Raw genomic sequence first — 16,173 nt, forward strand, 5'->3', positions numbered from 1 at the left:
CTTGAATGAATCACTTATGAATAAACATTGCATCGCCAAAGCTGAAGAAACGGTAACGTTCTTGAATCGCATGCTGATACGCATTCAAGATATTCTCACGCCCAGTGAATGACGCCACCAGCATCACCAAAGTCGACTTTGGCAAGTGGAAGTTGGTAATGAACGCATCCACCACGCGCCATTGATAGCCAGGCTTAATGAAGATATCTGTCCAGCCGCTGGAAGCTTTGATCTCACCGTTAAACTTCGTGCCGACAGTTTCCAGCGTGCGGATCGAAGTGGTCCCGGTGGCGATGATGCGGCCGCCATTCTTGCGCACCTCGTTAAGCGTGTCTGCGGCCTCTTGAGAGAAGCGGTAGAATTCGCTGTGCATCTTGTGATCTTCGATGTTGTCGACTGTCACTGGCCGGAAAGTCCCCAAGCCGACATGCAAGGTCAAATAAACCAGCTTAGCGCCTTTATCTTGGGCCTTTTGCAACAGTTCTTCAGTCCAATGCAACCCGGCAGTTGGGGCCGCAGCGGAGCCAACTTCTTTGGCATATACGGTTTGATACATTTCAGGATCGTCAAGCTTGGCTTTGATGTAAGGCGGCAGCGGGGTTTCGCCGAGTTTGTCTAAGATCTCCATGAAGATGCCATCATAATGGAATTCAATGATCCGGCCGCCATGATCCAATTCTTCAGTGACGGTGGCTTTAAGCAGCCCGTCGCCAAAATCGATTTCAGCTCCTACTGGCGCCTTGCGCGCCGGCTTCATCAAAGTTTCCCACTTGTCGCCTTCCGTGTTGTGCAACAGCAAGACTTCCATATGGGCGCCAGTATCAGGCTTGACGCCATACAACCGCGCCGGCATCACGCGCGTATCGTTCATCACGATCGCATCGCCTGGTTGGATATAGTCCAAGATGTCATAGAAGTGCTTGTCTTCCATGGCCCCAGTTTCGGCGTTGAGCACAAGCATCCGGCTGGCGTCGCGTTCTTTCAGCGGGGTTTGGGCGATCAATTCATGAGGCAGGTCATAGTCAAAATCTTCAGTGGTTAGCAATGTTTATCCTTCCAATCATTTCTTTATTTGATAAGGCATGTGCATGTGGTTAAAGCCGGCTTCAGTCACCATCCGCCCACGCGGCGTGCGCTTGAGGTAACCGATTTGAAGCAAGTAAGGTTCATACATTTCTTCGATGGTGGCTGTTTCTTCGCCGATATTAGCGGCGATGGTCGATAGACCCACCGGTCCGCCATCATAGTTGCGGATCATCATCATCAATAGCTTGCGATCAACTGGATCTAAGCCTTGTTCATCAACCGCCAGTTGATCTAAGGCATCATCGACAAGCGCCGGGGCAATGGTTTGCACATCTGCCACCGCCGCAAAGTCGCGAATGCGCTTCAACAAGCGATTGGCGATCCGCGGCGTACCGCGCGAACGCGACGCTAAGGCATGGGCGCTTTCAACTGGCAATTGCATGTTGAAGATCGCCGCCGAACGCAACACGATCTCAGAAAGCTCTGCTTTAGTATAATACGCCATATGCAAGCTGATGCCAAAGCGATCCCGCAACGGCGCAGACAGCATCCCTGCGCGCGTTGTGGCTCCGATCAAGGTAAATGGCGGCAAAGGAAAATGCACGGGATGCGCAGTTGGCCCTTGACCTACCACGATATCAATATAGAAGTCTTCCATCGCTGAGTACAGCATTTCTTCAACAATTTTCGGCAGCCGGTGGATCTCGTCGATAAACAAGACATCCCCTGGCTGCAGCTCGTTTAATAATGCCACCAAGTCGCCAGGCTTTTCAATCGCCGGGCCGCTGGTGGTGCGAATGTTGACATGCAATTCATTGGCAATCACTAAAGCCAAGGTGGTTTTGCCTAAACCAGGCGGACCGTATAACAGCACATGATCCATCGCTTCTTCGCGAATCAGTGAGGCTTTGATCGCCACTGCCAATTGATTCTTCACCTGACTTTGGCCGATATAGCTGGCCAAGCGCTGTGGGCGCAAGCTGCGTTCGATGGGATCTTCTTGCGGATCAGCTCCGCTATCCACGATACGTTCTTCTGCCATCTGCGGCCCTCCTTCTTGCGTGATTTCAACCAAACTACTTGGCAAGCAGCGTCAACCCCAAGCGCATATACGCGTCAGTGGTTTTATTGGCACTGGCTTGCAGCTTGGGTATCAACTTGTCGACGACTTTTTGCGGATACCCCAGCGCCACTAACGCCGCCACAGCATCAGCCAGTTGCGGGTCATCAGCAGTTGCTGGCATTGCTTCTTGAAACAGCGGCCCGACAGTGTCGATCTTGCCTTTGAGATCCAAGATGATCTGTTGGGCAGTTTTCTTGCCGATGCCAGGAAACTTGGTCAAGAAATGGACATCATCTTGGGCGATGGCGTTGGCCAAGCCGTCAGTGTTGGCGTTGGCCAAGATCGCCAAAGCAGACTTGGGCCCAATGCCGGTGACAGTCAGCAACTGATTGAACGTCTGCTTGTCTTGAGCCGTGGCAAAACCGTACAAGGCCTGGTCATTGTCGCGAATGATCAGCTGCACATAAACCGTTAAGTCGCTGCCTTCTTCATATTGGTATGGATTGGCCACCAACAGCCGATAGCCAATGCCATTAACGTTGATCACGATGTAGCTGGGGGTGATGGTACTCACTCGCCCTTGCATAAATTCGTACATGGGATTCCTTTCTAAAAACACGTGTTCGCACCATTTTACCATAACAGCAGGTGAAGTTCACACCACCGCATCGCCTCAGGTGACAAAACTGTCACCTCATAACTGCCAAAATCAGACTTGCGGCGCATGACTGGCCATGACTTGGCGACTAAACTTAAGTTATTCCGATCAAGGTGGTGATGACATGGAGGCGCGGACCTCGCACAAGTTGATCAACTGGACCACCGTAGCCGTATTAGGCGGCTGCGTGGCCTTGTGCATCTATTGGTGGCACCTCGGGGTCTTTCACGACTTGGCAACGCTGCAGCAGTACCTCGCCGCTAGCGGAATGCTGGGCCCGCTGATCTTCATCGCCATTCAAATCATCCAAGTGGTGATCCCAGTCATTCCTGGCGGCTTGTCCACCGCAGCCGGCGTGTTGTTGTTCGGGCCATGGGCCGGTTTTGCCTATAATTACATCGGTATTGTGATCGGCTCGATCCTAAACTTCTGGCTGGCACGGCATTATGGCCTGGCGTTCATTGAACATGTGGTGCCAACGCGCACCTGCCGCAAATATTTGGCCTGCACCAAGAATCAAACCAAGTTCGACTGGTTCTTTGCTTTAGCCATCATCGCGCCAGTGGCGCCAGATGATGTGTTGTGTTTAATGGCTGGTTTGACCAAAATGTCGTTCAAGCGTTTCTTGTTGATCATCATCTTCGGCAAGCCTGTCACCATTGCGGTGTACTCCTACGCCTTGATCACCGGCGCCACTTGGCTAACGCATTTTTTCTAAAATCACACCAAAGACCTGTGAAACACGGTTGGGGGTTTTTACAGGTCTTTTAATCTGCTTAGTGACGTCGCAGCATGCGATAAAGCGTGCTGATTGGTAAGCCCATCACATTGTAATAGTCGCCGACAATACCTTTGATCAACAGTGCGCCTTGGCCTTGGATCCCGTAAGCGCCGGCTTTATCAGTATATTCGCCTTGATCTAAATACCGCTGAATCAAGCCGTCGCCCAGCGGCCAGAATTCAACCGCTGTCGTCACGGTGGTTTGTTGTTCAAAGCCGTCTGCCCAATGCACCACCACGCCGGTGTGAACATGATGTACCTGCCCGCTTAATTGGGTCAACATGGCTTGGGCCGCTAAACGATCAGCAGGCTTGCCTAACAGCCGCCCTTCATAAGCGACCATTGTGTCTGCGGCGATCACCGTAGCATCAGGGTAAACTTGCGCCACGGCTTGCGCTTTGGCCTGCGCTAAGCTTTGCACATAATCGGCTGGGGCAAGCAGCGGCAAGGCCCGCTCGTCGATATCGGCTTTGTGAGTGGTGAAATCTTTGGTGATGCGCGCCAGTAATTCTTGGCGGCGCGGAGACTGGCTGGCTAAGACAAGCATCTAGAAATCCTCCGTGGTGTGACTGTCTTGGATCCGCTTGAACATTTTCTCCAAATCGGTGTTGCTAAAATGCACCAGCACCGGCCGACCGTGAGGACAGTTAAAGGGATTCTCACATGCCGCTAAATGTTGCAGCAGCGCTTGGGCTTGTTGGTCATCGAGATGATGGTTGGCTTTGATCGCACGCTTGCAAGACATCATGATCGCCGTTTTCTCGCGGAACTGCGCCACTGTGATGTGCCCGTCGCGCAACACCCAATCGATCATTTCGCGCAAAGTGTCTTCTTCTTGGCCGGCTTTGAACCAAGTCGGGTGCTGATGGACGATGTAAGTGTTTTGCCCAAATTCTTCCAAATGCAGCCCCACGCTTTGTAAGACCGCTTGATGCGCTTGGATCACCAACGCGTCGCTAGCCGGATAATCCAACACGATCGGCACCAACAAGCGCTGTTGCGCCGCTGAAACTTCGCCGATCTTTTGGCGATAATACTCGTAATTGACGCGCTCTTGGGCGGCGTGTTGATCCAGCAAATAAAAGCCATCTGGATCTTCCGCCAACAAATACGTGCCATGCAATTGGCCCAAATACGTTAACTCCGGAAAGCGTGCAGCAGGCTCTGGCCGTGAAAGATCCACTGGCGCTTCTGCTGGCGCAGCGGCTTGCGCTGTCGGCCCGTATTTGGCATCCCACGCCATCAAATGCTTAGGATCATCAAAAATCGGAGTGCCAGCCAATTCCGCCAGCGACTTGCCGTAATCTGCCGCTGGCGCTTGCGGTTGTACAGGTGCGGCTGGCGCTTGCGGCGCAGGTTCTTGTACTTGCGCCGGGTGGCTGGCGACATTGAGGGTTTCAGCGAGCTGTTGCATATCGACGGGCTGGCGCTGGCGCAAGTTGTGCAGCGCTTCTGGGATCAAGTTCTCGCTAGCCAAGCGTTCGCGAATGCTGTCGCTTAGCAATTGCGCCAGTTGGCTTTCTTTGCTTAAGCGCACTTCTTGTTTGGTGGGGTGAACGTTGACATCAACCAACAGCGGATCCATGGCGATATCGATCACCGCAATGGGATAGCGCCCCACCATCAGCTTTGAGCCGTACCCAGCGATGATTGCCTTGGTCAGTTGATAGTTCTTGATGTAGCGGCCATTGATCATCAAACTCATATAATTGCGCGACGCTCTGGTGGTGTCAGGCAGGCTGAAGAAGCCGCTGACGCGAAAATCCGCGTCTTCGCCGCTGAGATCCAGCATGCTTTTGGCTGTTGCTACCCCATAGATCCCCGCCAAGGTCTGCTGCAAGTCGCCATGGCCAGCCGTCTTTAACACCATCTTGTCATCATGCCGCAAGGTGAAGGCGATTTCTGGATGGGCCAAGGCCAAGCGGTTGACAATATCAACGATCTTGCCGAGTTCGGTGGCTTGGGATTTCACATACTTCAAGCGTGCCGGCGTGTTGAAGAATAAATCATCAACGGTGATGGTGGTCCCGCGCCGCGTACCGATCGTGGCAACCGATTGCATCACGCCGCCTTTGATGTGCGCGCGGGTGCCTAAACCAGCATCGGTGGCAGTTTCCAGCGTGACATCAGCCACTGCGGCAATCGACGCCAGCGCTTCGCCGCGAAAGCCCAAGCTATGCACATTAAATAAATCGCGCACCGTCAAGATCTTGCTGGTGGCGTGGCGCAGAAACGCCGTGGGGACATCTTCTTGATCAATGCCGATGCCGTTGTCGATCACTTGGATGCGCTGCACCCCGGCGGCTTGGACATTGATATCAATTTGGGTGGCAGTGGCATCGATGCTGTTTTCAACCAGCTCTTTGACTACACTGGCGGGACGTTCTACCACTTCCCCGGCGGAAATCTGGTTGCTTAACGTCTGCGATAGTTGATGGATCTTCGGCATAATCTCACTTCTTCTTTAATTGCTTCTGCAGGTCATATAATAAATTCATCGCATCCATCGGCGTGGCATTCATCAAGTCAAAACGCTCAAGTTTGCGCAACACTGGGGATGTCTTCGGGGCTGGTACCGTTTCTGGTTCAAACAAGCTCAACTGTGCTTCAGGCTCGGCAACTTTAGCCGCAGGTGCCGGCACTTGCTTGACACCGCTGTCTTCCAGTGACGCCAAGATCGTATCAGCGCGATTCAGCAAGCTTTGCGGCAAGCCCGCCAGCTTGGCCACATGGATCCCGTAGGACTTGTCTGCCGGGCCTGGCAGCATTTTGTGCAAGAACACCAAGGTGCCTTTTTCTTCAACTGCGCCAACGTGAACGTTCTGCAATTTATCCAATGAATCTGCCAAACTGGTCAATTCATGATAATGAGTAGAAAAAAGCGTCTTGGCGTGCACATGATCATGCAAATATTCAATGATTGCCTGGGCCAATGCCATGCCGTCATAAGTCGCGGTACCGCGGCCGATTTCGTCAAACAAGATCAAGGAACTGGCTGTGGCATGGCTTAAGGCGGCGTTGGCTTCCATCATTTCGACCATGAACGTCGATTGGCCTTGCGCCAGGTTGTCTGCGGCGCCGATACGGGTGAAGATCTGGTCAAACACCGGCAAATCGGCAGTGTCAGCCGGCACAAAACAGCCGGCTTGAGCCATGATCACAATCAAGGCCAATTGCCGCATGTAAGTCGACTTCCCAGACATGTTAGGCCCGGTGATCAGTAAGATATCACGAGCTTCATCCATCACGACATCGTTTGGAATGTAAGCTTGTTGGCCTAATACATGCTCCACCACCGGATGTCTGCCCCCATGAATGGCCACGTTATGGCTGTTGGCGTGCATCACCGGGCGTACATAGTGATTATTCTCGCTGACTACCGCAAAGCTTTGCAAAATATCAAGTGTTGCCACTTGAGCAGCCAAGTGCTGCAAGCGAGTGATTTGGGCCTTGACTTGTTCACGAATATCTTGGAACAAATCGTACTCCAAGCCTGTTGCAGATTCTTGGGCGGTGAGAATCAACGCTTCTTTAGCCTTCAGCTCTGGCGTCGAGAAACGTTCGGCATTGGTCAAGGTCTGCTTGCGCTCATAACGGCCTTCTGGCACCTTGTCCAAATTACCCTTGGTCACTTCAATATAGTAGCCGGCCACTTTGTTAAAGCGAATCCGCAAATTATGGATACCGGTGGCCTCGCGTTCCTTGGCTTCCAAATCGGCGATCCATTGGGTGGCGTTGGCCATGGCATCGCGATAATCATCGAGCTGTTGGTTGTAGCCTTGTAAGATCAAACCGCCTTCGGTAATGGAAATCGGCGCTTCCGGTTCGATGGCACGGCGGATCAAGTTCGCCACGTCTTGCACCGGATCTAACGCCTTGCGCAATTTGGCAAACGCCCCATCATCCAACTTGCCTAGAATGTCTTGAATTGCCGGGATCTGATCTAACGACGTTTGCAGCTGGATCAAGTCGCGCGCATTCACATTGCCATATGCCACGCGCCCAGCCAAACGCTCTAAATCATAGACTTTAACCAACCGTTCTTGCAGCTCGCTGCGTTCGAAGAACCGCGCCAAGAGATTCTGCACTTGGTCTTGGCGCGCAGTAATGGCTGACAGATCAAGCAGCGGCCGATCCAGCCACTGTTTAAGCAAGCGCCCGCCCATGGCTGTTTTGGTTTGATCAAGCACTGCCAACAAAGTATCGGCTTTGCGGCCGGTGCGAGAGTTCTTCAAAATATCCAAGTTGGCGCGCGCATCAGGATCCATTTCCAAGAATTCCGATGGCTGATACGCCACCGCCTTTTGGATATGGGCCAAGCTGCGCTTTTGCGTAGCCAAAAGGTACTGCATCAACATGACGACCACTTGCTGCTGCAAAGGATCGCTTAAGTCTTGGCTGACATAGCTGGCTTCAGCGCTGGCTTGGGTAGGCACTTGTTTGGATAACAGCCGCCCGGCACTCAACCACTTGGCGTCGGCTTCACTAAGCTCTGGCGGCACCACGACTTCTTTGGTGCTTAAGGCAGCCAATTCATTTTGTACAGCAAAGCGATGGGCCAGTGTGGTGGTTTTCAGCTCACCAGTAGACAAATCGGTGTAAGCAAAGCCATATGCGTCGCCTTGTGGCAGCACCGCCGTCAAGTAGTTATTGGCCTTGGCATCGCCTGGATGCACGTCCATGGTGGTACCTGGCGTGACCAGCTGGATCACTTCGCGCTTGACCATCCCCACGGCTTTCTTGGGATCTTCCATTTGCTCACAAATGGCCACTTTATAGCCTTGATCAACCAAGATATCAATATAGCTTTGCGCGGCGTGATGCGGCACGCCACACATTGGGATCGGATCATCTGCCGATTTATTGCGCGCCGTTAGCGTCAGCTCCAGCAGCTGCGCGCCTTTGATCGCGTCGTCATTGAACAATTCATAGAAATCCCCGATGCGATAGAACAAAAAGGCATCAGGGTATTGGTCCTTGATGGCCTGGTATTGCTGCATCATGGGCGTATCTTGCGTCTTTTGCGGCATCTTCTCACCTATCCTCGAATAATATATCTTGCATTATTGTAGCATTATTCCCAAGCCCCTGCATCGCGCCGCCTCCTATCCACCAGTCAGCTGCCAAGCCAAACAAACACCCCTGCACCGCGATTCAAAGTCCAAAATCGTGGGTAGGGGTGTTTGAGGCAGCTTGTGAACTATCGCTTCAAGTGGTAGCTGTAAGTGGCGATGATGACATTCTCACGCGAGGCAAACGCAGTGCGCAAACGCACATTGGTTTGGTTGTGCAGAATGTTTTGCCAAGGCTTGCGCGGCACGAATTGCGGGATCAATACCGTGGTTGTGAAATTGCGCTTGGCGGCATTCTTGGCGATGATATCCACGAAGCGGATCGTCGGGCCAGTGATCGAGCGGTAACTCGAATGGACATCGACAAAGCGCACATCCGGGAAGTCGCGTTTGAACTCGTCTTGGGTTTCGTGTTCTTTGTTTGGATTTTCGTCCATGGACACATGCATGGCGATGACATAATCGCCGATCGTTTGCGCATAATTCAACGCACCGCGCGTCACCCGCGTCACATTGCCCACTAAGACGATCACCGTTGAACCTGAATACTCATGCTTGAGCACTTCTTCTGGCAAGCGCAGTTGCGCCGCAACGACTTGATAATGCGCATGGATCTTGTAGAACACAAAGACCAATAACGGCATGATGATGAAAAACGGCCAGATATCCGGCAGGCGATAAACAAACAAAATCACCAAGATAGCAAAGGAAATCAACGCCCCTGCAAAATTGGCAAAAGACTTGCCCAGCCAACCTTTCTCTGTGGTGTGGCGTTTCCACCAATGCCGGATCATCCCCGATTGCGACAAGGTGAACGGAATGAACACCCCGACGGCATACAGCGGGATCAAGCGTTCCGTTGACCCATGAAACATCGCGATCAACAGCCCAGACCCAACTGCCAAGGTCAAGATCCCATTGGAATACCCCAACCGGTCGCCACGGTCCATATACATATGCGGCAGATACTTGTCTTTGGCCAAATTATACGCCAACACTGGAAACGCTGAGAACCCGGTGTTAGCCGCCACGGCTAAGATCAGCGCAGTGGCAAATTGAATGACGTAATACATCACGCCGCCTTGACCGAAAGTGTGCGCTGCCACTTGCGACAGCACCGTGACTTTGGCTTCAGGCACAATCCCATACCAGTAGTTCAAGAAGGTGATTCCGGCAAAGAAGAAGCCTAAGATTGTCGCCATAATCGCCAAAGTCGAAGCCGCGTTATGCTCGCGCGGCTTCTTGAAGAACGGCACCGCATTAGAAATCGCTTCGACCCCAGTCAGCGAACTTGACCCGCTGGAAAACGCCCGGAAGATCAAAGCCGCCGAAATACCTGGTACGACCCCACCCACTGCTGCAGTGGCGGTAAACGGAATGGCGCCAGTGAGAATTTGATACAGCCCCCAAATGATCATGGCTGCGATCGATACCACGAACAAATACACCGGGATCATCAAGAAGTTAGCCGACTCGCTCATCCCCCGCAAGTTCATCAGCGCCAACACCACGATGATGACGATCGAAATCGCCACTTGATGGCCGTATAACGCAGGGATCGCCGAAGTGATCGCTTCGGCTCCGGCTGAAGTTGACACCGCCACAGTCAGCATGTAGTCGATCAACAAGCTGCCCCCAGCGGCTAAGCCGGCATTTTGTCCAAGATTCTCGCTGGCCACCACATACGCGCCGCCACCAGACGGGTAAGCGTAGATGATCTGGCGATAAGACATCGTCAAAGCCAACAGCAAAATCAAAACGAATGCCGCGATTGGCAAAGAATACCAAATCGCCGCGGCAGACAAGGTGGTCAACACCAAGACGATCTGCTCGGTACCATATGCGACCGAAGACAGCGCGTCGCTAGAAAGCATTGCCAAAGCCTTGAGTTTGCCGAGCTTTTGCCCGCCTTCTTCGTTAGACTTCAGGGGCTTCCCCACTAAGAAGCGTTTCAAATGAGCCATTTCTATTCTCCATTTTCAAAAAATCAAACAGAAGCTATTCTAGCGCATCACTTTCTGAAAAGCTATCAATAAACAAGAAAAATCCTGCCCACGGCTTAAGCATGCCGTGCTGGCGGGATTTTGCAAAGTTACGCGGTGGCCAATTCGATGATCACGATATCTTTGAATGGCAGCTTGCGCTTGGCGCCTGCTTCCACTCGCGACTTTGCTTCATCATCGATTTTCAATTGGTCTTGAACCTTTGCATCAAATAATTTATCAACGATGAAGTCGATTTCTTCTTGCTTGATCTGGCGATGGTCATGAGTCAAGATCACGTCAGTTTTGGTGAACCCTTCAACGTAGTGCACATGAACGGAACCCAATGTGTACAGGCGAAACGCCTTGACGTTGCCGCTGTGCTTGCCATATAAATAGCGCATCGTGTACGGCAGCATCTTATGGAGGCTGGCGTTTAGACGGATAGGATTTTCAATCAATTTCATGCGATCACTCCTTTAACTTCATTATACCAAACCGCTTACGCCGCGTCACGACAAGCCCGGATCAGCTTGGCGCATCCGCTGATTCAGCAGCGATAACAGCGCTAACACGGCATCTGGCACTTGATAGTCATGCATGTAAATCACATGCGAGATTCGGCGGGAGAAAACGCCAACCGCAATCGCATTGGTCCGGCCTTGTTGATAATCTGCGGCAAAAGCCTTCAACTGACTTTGCAGCTTCGGCAAGCCATTGGTGGCGTTGATTGCTGCGGTCAACGCGGCTAAGACTTGAATGTCAGGTTTCTGGCGTTTAAACATATCGATTCCCCCGATCGCGGCTTGGATAAACCAAGCACCTACTCATGCGCACAATATACACCCCCGATACCAGTTTAAGCAAGCAAAGTGTCACAGCTTAACCACAGCTTGGGGTCTTGGTTTAACTGCCCGTCGCAATATGGCCAGCAATTTGCCATGTGCAGTATGCGCAGCATTGCACCTACTATGAGCTCGGCACATAACAGTATGGAGACACGCAACTTTATCGTGTTAATCCAGGCTATCAATCTGACGGCGGCATCACGGCATATATCCACCGCTAAGTGCGGGCTGCTTCACTTTGGACACACAAAAAGCCTCGCAGAAAGCGAGGCTTAATGAAATGCGCATGATGATAAATTACATCATACCGCCCATGCCGCCAGCAGGTGCAGCTGGTGCAGCTGGTGCGTTCTTATCTGGCTTGTCAGCAACCACGGCTTCAGTCGTCAGCATCAAAGCGGCAACAGAAGCAGCGTTTTGCAAGGCAGAACGGGTGACCTTAGTTGGGTCGATGATGCCGGCTGCGGCCATATCTTCCCAAGTGTCAGTGGCAGCGTTGTAGCCGAAGCCAACTGCTTCTTTCTTCATGCGATCAACAATGACAGAGCCTTCAAGCCCAGCATTGATGGCAATTTGACGAACTGGTTCCTCAAGAGCGCGCAGCACGATGTTGATCCCAGTTTGAACGTCGCCTTCTTCTTTAAGCGCCGCAACAGCCTTCATTGCGTCAACCAAAGCGACACCGCCGCCGGCCACGTAACCTTCTTCAACCGCGGCACGTGTCGCGTTCAAAGCATCTTCGATCCGATACTTGCGTTCCTTAAGTTCAGTTTCAGTTGCAGCACCGACCTTGATCACAGCAACCCCGCCGGCCAACTTAGCCAAGCGTTCTTGCAGCTTCTCACGATCAAAGTCAGAAGTGGTTTCTTCGATTTGCTTGCGGATGATGGCAACCCGTTCGTCGATGGCAGCCTTGTCGCCAGCGCCTTCAACGATGGTCGTCTTATCCTTGGTGATGGTGACCTTGTTGGCAGTCCCAAGTTGTTCTAACTTGGTGTCCTTCAAGTCTAAGCCAAGATCAGAAGTGATCACAGTACCGCCAGTCAAAGTGGCGATATCTTGCAGCTGTTCCTTGCGGCGATCACCAAAGCCTGGTGCCTTAACCGCAACGACATTGAAGGTCCCGCGAATCTTGTTGAGGACCAAAGTTGGTAATGCTTCACCATCAACGTCGTCAGCAATGATCAATAAGGCCTTGCCTTGTTGCACGATTTCTTGCAGCAATGGCAATACATCTTGGATGTTGGAGATCTTCTTGTCAGTGATCAAGATGTATGGGCTGTCCAAATCGGCTTCCATCTTATCATTGTCAGTGACCATGTATTGAGACAAGTAGCCGCGATCAAATTGCATCCCTTTAACAACATCGGATTCAGTCTTGATCCCTTTGGATTCTTCGATGGTAATAACACCGTCGTTGCCGACTTTCTCCATGGCATCGGCGATCAATTCACCGACTTCTTCGCTGGCGGAAGAAACGGATGCCACTTGGGCGATTTCCTTCTTGCCGGAAACGATATGGGAAATGTTGTGCAATTCCTTGACCGCAGCGTCAGTGGCTAATTCGATCCCCCGACGGATACCAACCGGGTTAGCACCAGCGGTGACGTTCTTCATGCCTTCACGGATGATGGCTTGGGCCAAAACAGTCGCAGTGGTGGTACCATCACCGGCGATGTCGTTGGTCTTGGTTGCGACTTCGGCAACCAGCTTGGCACCCATGTTCTCGTAGTGATCTTCTAATTCGATGCCCTTGGCGATGGTGACACCATCGTTGGTGATTTCAGGGGCGCCGTAAGACTTTTCCAGCACCACGTTGCGGCCTTTCGGGCCAAGGGTGGTTTTTACTGTGTCTGCTAACTTGTCGACACCTGCCAACATGGAACGGCGAGCTTCTTCAGAGAACTTAATTTCTTTTGCCATGTGTGCATTCACCTCATAAAATTGATTTTATATATTTAACGCACGCAGCTTTGTGCGCGCTGGATCAATCGCGTTACTTGTTGCTCAGTCAACGATGGCCATGAGATCCTTCTCGTGTAAGACCAGGTACTTCTCACCGTCGTTCTTCACTTCAGAACCTGCATACTTGTCATAAACCACGACGTCGCCAACCTTGACGCTGAGCGGTAAGACTTTGCCTTCTGGGGTGCGGGCGCCATCGCCCACAGCAACGACCTTACCAGATTGAGGCTTCTCCTTGGCGTTATTGGCTAGAACGATCCCACCAACGGTTTGTTCCTCTTCTTCAACGACCTGCACGATAACACGGTCTCCTAATGGCTTTAACAAGGCAATCCCTCCATAACAATGATTTGAATTTTAGCACTCATATTGTCTAAGTGCTAACCACAACTGCTACTATAACGAGTTTGGCTAAAGAATGCAACCCTAAAATAGCAATCTTTGCCTCAGAGTGCTAGATTTTAACAAGTGCTTAAACTCAAGCCCACTCGTGACGCGCCTGCAGCTGGGGTGATACACTAGAAGCAACATTGTGAGGAGGCCCCAACATGCAAACGCGTCAATCTCGCCACCGCCAGTCGCCAAGACCAGCGTGGCGCCGCTGGCTTTTCCTGATCGTGGCTGTTGCGCTGTTTTCAATTGGCGCATACGCCTTGCGTCTATACAGTCAAACCAAATACGCTGTTGATGCCACTTATTCCGGATTAACCAGTCAAAAAGTCTCAAGCGACATCAGAAACAAGAAGCCTTTTGCCGTGTTATTGCTGGGAGTGGATACCGGCGCGTATGGTCGCTTAGATAAGGGGAATTCCGATACCATGATCGTCGCGGTGGTCAACCCCAAGCAAAAAACCACCACCATGGTGTCGATCCCGCGTGACACTGTGGCGCAACTGATCGGCACCAAATCATTCAACATGCAAAAGATCAACGCCGCTTATAACGTTGGCGGCTCAGACATGGCGATCAATACCGTCAAAAAGCTGACTGACGTTCCGATCAAATACTACATGACCATCAATATGGGCGCATTAGAGAAAGTTGTCGATGCGGTGGGCGGCATTGACGTTGATGTGCCATTCTCCTTCTCTGATTCACACACCGGCGGCCAACACTTCACCAAAGGCAAGATGCACCTTAACGGCGAATATGCGTTGGCTTATTCGCGGATGCGCCATGAAGATCCCCAAGGCGACTATGGCCGCCAAAAGCGTCAACAGCAAGTAATCAAAGCAATTTTAAAGAAGGCGATCTCTTTTCATAGTTTGACCAACTTCACCAAGCTGCTTAAAACCGTTTCTTCTAACATCAAAACCAACTTGACCTTCTCCGACATGACCAGCATCTTTACCAATTATCGTGCCGCGGCAGGAAAGATCACCAGCGGCACTTTGCAAGGCGCCAGTGCCAATGTATACTCCAACACCTACGGCAGCTATTTGAGCTATCAGATTCCTTCTAACGACACCTTGCAGCAAACCTCTGACAAGCTGCGCCAAGCGCTGGGCCTGCAGCCAACGACGCTTAACAACGAAAACATCAAAGAAAACAACGCCAACGCTGGTTTCTCCTGGACCAGCGGAGTGACGCAAACCTATACGATCTACAATCCGGATCTTTAACAATAACAACAAATATCCCTGGCTCACCAACCGTGTGAACCAGGGATGTTTGTCGTCATACCGCTGCCGATTGAGGAAATTCGCGGCAATCGTTTGTGATGATGTCACTCGGCTAAATGTAATAGCCGCTTTAAACTGTATCACTCAAGTTGTGGGATCTGGCTTGATCTTGCAGCAGACACTGCACTTTCACGAAGATTCGCATATGGCAACGTTAACATTCGCTGATTTTTCCACAATGATGATGCCCTGTTGCGCGGCTTAAACAATTTGCTCAATCCTACACCATTACTAAATTGATCTCCTTGATTGCTGCAAATAAAAAACCGCTTGGCTAGCTGAAAGCGGCTAGACAAGCGGGTCAAACGCTGATTTATTCTTGGGTATCAGGTTCAGATAAGTTGGCGCCATAATGTTCCAGGAAGTAGATCAAAGTCTGCAACTCGGTAGCTAAGTCGACGTTTTGTACGCGGACGTAACTTGGCACAGAAATGCGCAGCGGGGTGAAATTCATGATTCCTTTGATGCCGGCTTTGACCAAATCATCGGTAATGTCTTGGGCAGCGTCAGTTGGCACCGTTAAGATCACGATCTCGATTTGTTGTTCCTTGAGCTGCGTGATCAATTCAGTCATCGGATAAATCGGCACACCGCTTTGAATGGTACCGGCAATTTCCGGATTCAAATCGAAGCCGGCACTGATGCGGATGTTGTTGGCTTGACGGAAGTTGTAGTTCAATAAGGCATGGCCCAAGTTGCCGACCCCGACTAAAGCCACATTAGTCAAACGGTCTTGATTTAAGATCTTCTTGAAGAACTTGATCAAAGCGGTGACGTCATAGCCATAGCCGCGCTTGCCTAAGGCGCCGAAATACGAGAAATCGCGGCGGATCGTTGCGGAATCGACCTTGACGGCTTCTGATAACTCCGTTGAGCTGATTTTTGTGGTCCCGGAATTCGCCAAAAACGTTAAATACCGGTAATATAAAGGTAGCCGCTTTGCTGTTGCTTTGGGAATGATTGTCTCTGCCATTAGATGTTATCCTCCTGATAATCGCTGGTCAATTTGTTCACTGTTGCGCTTTCAATTGTGAATCCTCTGTCAAGCTTCTAAAATGATAGTAACCGCTTTGGCACGCAAACGCAAGTAAATCGG

Annotated in this window: 14 protein-coding genes; 2 read left to right on the forward strand and 12 right to left on the reverse strand. The window is 51.4% G+C overall.

Annotated elements, in window-relative coordinates; genetic code table 11:
• Positions 1 to 10: 10 nt before the first annotated feature.
• The 3 genes from queA to ruvA are packed head-to-tail and all read right to left on the reverse strand — an operon-like array spanning position 11 to position 2,687.
• On the reverse strand, positions 11 to 1,045 hold the full coding sequence (queA, locus tag ACGG90_RS01620) for a tRNA preQ1(34) S-adenosylmethionine ribosyltransferase-isomerase QueA (protein WP_390405007.1): 1,035 nt from the start codon (positions 1,043 to 1,045) through the stop codon (positions 11 to 13).
• A gap of 15 nt (positions 1,046 to 1,060) precedes the next feature.
• Positions 1,061 to 2,068, reverse strand: coding sequence for a Holliday junction branch migration DNA helicase RuvB (gene ruvB, locus ACGG90_RS01625; protein WP_390405010.1), 1,008 nt, complete (start codon positions 2,066 to 2,068; stop codon positions 1,061 to 1,063).
• Between the two features lie 34 nt (positions 2,069 to 2,102).
• Entirely contained in the window at positions 2,103 to 2,687 is a 585-nt protein-coding gene (gene ruvA / locus ACGG90_RS01630) for a Holliday junction branch migration protein RuvA (RefSeq protein ID WP_390405013.1), read from the reverse strand.
• Between the two features lie 184 nt (positions 2,688 to 2,871).
• Between ruvA and ACGG90_RS01635 the strand changes: the two genes are divergently transcribed.
• A complete protein-coding gene (locus ACGG90_RS01635) occupies positions 2,872 to 3,465 on the forward strand; it encodes a TVP38/TMEM64 family protein (protein WP_390405016.1) in 594 nt (197 codons plus the stop codon).
• 58 nt (positions 3,466 to 3,523) lie between these two features.
• Here the strand turns inward: ACGG90_RS01635 and ACGG90_RS01640 are convergent, their stop codons facing one another.
• From ACGG90_RS01640 to groES, 8 genes are all read right to left on the reverse strand, one after another.
• Positions 3,524 to 4,075 carry a Maf family protein gene (locus tag ACGG90_RS01640; protein ID WP_390405018.1) on the reverse strand — a complete coding sequence of 184 codons (552 nt, stop codon included), beginning with the start codon at positions 4,073 to 4,075 and terminating at the stop codon, positions 3,524 to 3,526.
• A complete protein-coding gene (gene mutL / locus ACGG90_RS01645; protein WP_390405021.1) occupies positions 4,076 to 5,977 on the reverse strand; it encodes a DNA mismatch repair endonuclease MutL in 1,902 nt (633 codons plus the stop codon).
• A gap of 4 nt (positions 5,978 to 5,981) precedes the next feature.
• Positions 5,982 to 8,558 (reverse strand): DNA mismatch repair protein MutS, encoded by a 2,577-nt coding sequence (gene mutS, locus ACGG90_RS01650; RefSeq protein WP_390405024.1) that lies wholly within the window; start codon positions 8,556 to 8,558, stop codon positions 5,982 to 5,984.
• 170 nt (positions 8,559 to 8,728) lie between these two features.
• Positions 8,729 to 10,564, reverse strand: a complete 1,836-nt coding sequence (locus ACGG90_RS01655) for an APC family permease (protein WP_390405027.1) — start codon at positions 10,562 to 10,564, stop codon at positions 8,729 to 8,731.
• A 128-nt stretch (positions 10,565 to 10,692) separates the two neighbouring features.
• A complete protein-coding gene (locus tag ACGG90_RS01660; RefSeq protein WP_390405029.1) occupies positions 10,693 to 11,049 on the reverse strand; it encodes a DUF1827 family protein in 357 nt (118 codons plus the stop codon).
• A gap of 45 nt (positions 11,050 to 11,094) precedes the next feature.
• Positions 11,095 to 11,367, reverse strand: a complete 273-nt coding sequence (locus tag ACGG90_RS01665; RefSeq protein WP_390405032.1) for a hypothetical protein — start codon at positions 11,365 to 11,367, stop codon at positions 11,095 to 11,097.
• A gap of 360 nt (positions 11,368 to 11,727) precedes the next feature.
• Complete coding sequence (gene groL, locus ACGG90_RS01670; protein WP_390405035.1) at positions 11,728 to 13,353, reverse strand: chaperonin GroEL; 1,626 nt, start codon at positions 13,351 to 13,353, stop codon at positions 11,728 to 11,730.
• An 84-nt stretch (positions 13,354 to 13,437) separates the two neighbouring features.
• Complete coding sequence (gene groES, locus ACGG90_RS01675) at positions 13,438 to 13,722, reverse strand: co-chaperone GroES (protein WP_390405038.1); 285 nt, start codon at positions 13,720 to 13,722, stop codon at positions 13,438 to 13,440.
• Between the two features lie 221 nt (positions 13,723 to 13,943).
• On the opposite strand from groES, the gene ACGG90_RS01680 reads away from it, so the two are divergent.
• Positions 13,944 to 15,017: an LCP family glycopolymer transferase gene (locus ACGG90_RS01680; protein WP_390405042.1), complete on the forward strand. Its 1,074-nt coding sequence runs from the start codon at positions 13,944 to 13,946 to the stop codon at positions 15,015 to 15,017.
• Positions 15,018 to 15,390: 373 nt separating this feature from the next.
• On the opposite strand, the gene ACGG90_RS01685 is transcribed toward ACGG90_RS01680, so the two are convergent.
• Entirely contained in the window at positions 15,391 to 16,050 is a 660-nt protein-coding gene (locus tag ACGG90_RS01685) for a redox-sensing transcriptional repressor Rex (RefSeq protein WP_390405044.1), read from the reverse strand.
• Positions 16,051 to 16,173 lie beyond the last annotated feature (123 nt).

Origin of the sequence: Lacticaseibacillus jixiensis (assembly GCF_042847315.1) — a bacterium.
GTDB classification, from domain to species: domain Bacteria; phylum Bacillota; class Bacilli; order Lactobacillales; family Lactobacillaceae; genus Lacticaseibacillus; species Lacticaseibacillus jixiensis.

What these genes read in the sequence shown, in the direction of transcription:
- ACGG90_RS01655 (WP_390405027.1), bottom strand. Translation starts at nt 10,564, where the DNA reads ATGGCTCATTTGAAACGCTTCTTAGTGGGGAAGCCCCTGAAGTCTAAC.
- ruvB (WP_390405010.1), bottom strand. Translation starts at nt 2,068, where the DNA reads ATGGCAGAAGAACGTATCGTGGATAGCGGAGCTGATCCGCAAGAAGAT.
- ACGG90_RS01660 (WP_390405029.1), bottom strand. Translation starts at nt 11,049, where the DNA reads ATGAAATTGATTGAAAATCCTATCCGTCTAAACGCCAGCCTCCATAAG.
- ACGG90_RS01640 (WP_390405018.1), bottom strand. Translation starts at nt 4,075, where the DNA reads ATGCTTGTCTTAGCCAGCCAGTCTCCGCGCCGCCAAGAATTACTGGCG.
- groL (WP_390405035.1), bottom strand. Translation starts at nt 13,353, where the DNA reads ATGGCAAAAGAAATTAAGTTCTCTGAAGAAGCTCGCCGTTCCATGTTG.
- ACGG90_RS01680 (WP_390405042.1), top strand. Translation starts at nt 13,944, where the DNA reads ATGCAAACGCGTCAATCTCGCCACCGCCAGTCGCCAAGACCAGCGTGG.
- mutS (WP_390405024.1), bottom strand. Translation starts at nt 8,558, where the DNA reads ATGCCGCAAAAGACGCAAGATACGCCCATGATGCAGCAATACCAGGCC.
- ACGG90_RS01665 (WP_390405032.1), bottom strand. Translation starts at nt 11,367, where the DNA reads ATGTTTAAACGCCAGAAACCTGACATTCAAGTCTTAGCCGCGTTGACC.
- ACGG90_RS01685 (WP_390405044.1), bottom strand. Translation starts at nt 16,050, where the DNA reads ATGGCAGAGACAATCATTCCCAAAGCAACAGCAAAGCGGCTACCTTTA.
- mutL (WP_390405021.1), bottom strand. Translation starts at nt 5,977, where the DNA reads ATGCCGAAGATCCATCAACTATCGCAGACGTTAAGCAACCAGATTTCC.
- ruvA (WP_390405013.1), bottom strand. Translation starts at nt 2,687, where the DNA reads ATGTACGAATTTATGCAAGGGCGAGTGAGTACCATCACCCCCAGCTAC.
- ACGG90_RS01635 (WP_390405016.1), top strand. Translation starts at nt 2,872, where the DNA reads ATGGAGGCGCGGACCTCGCACAAGTTGATCAACTGGACCACCGTAGCC.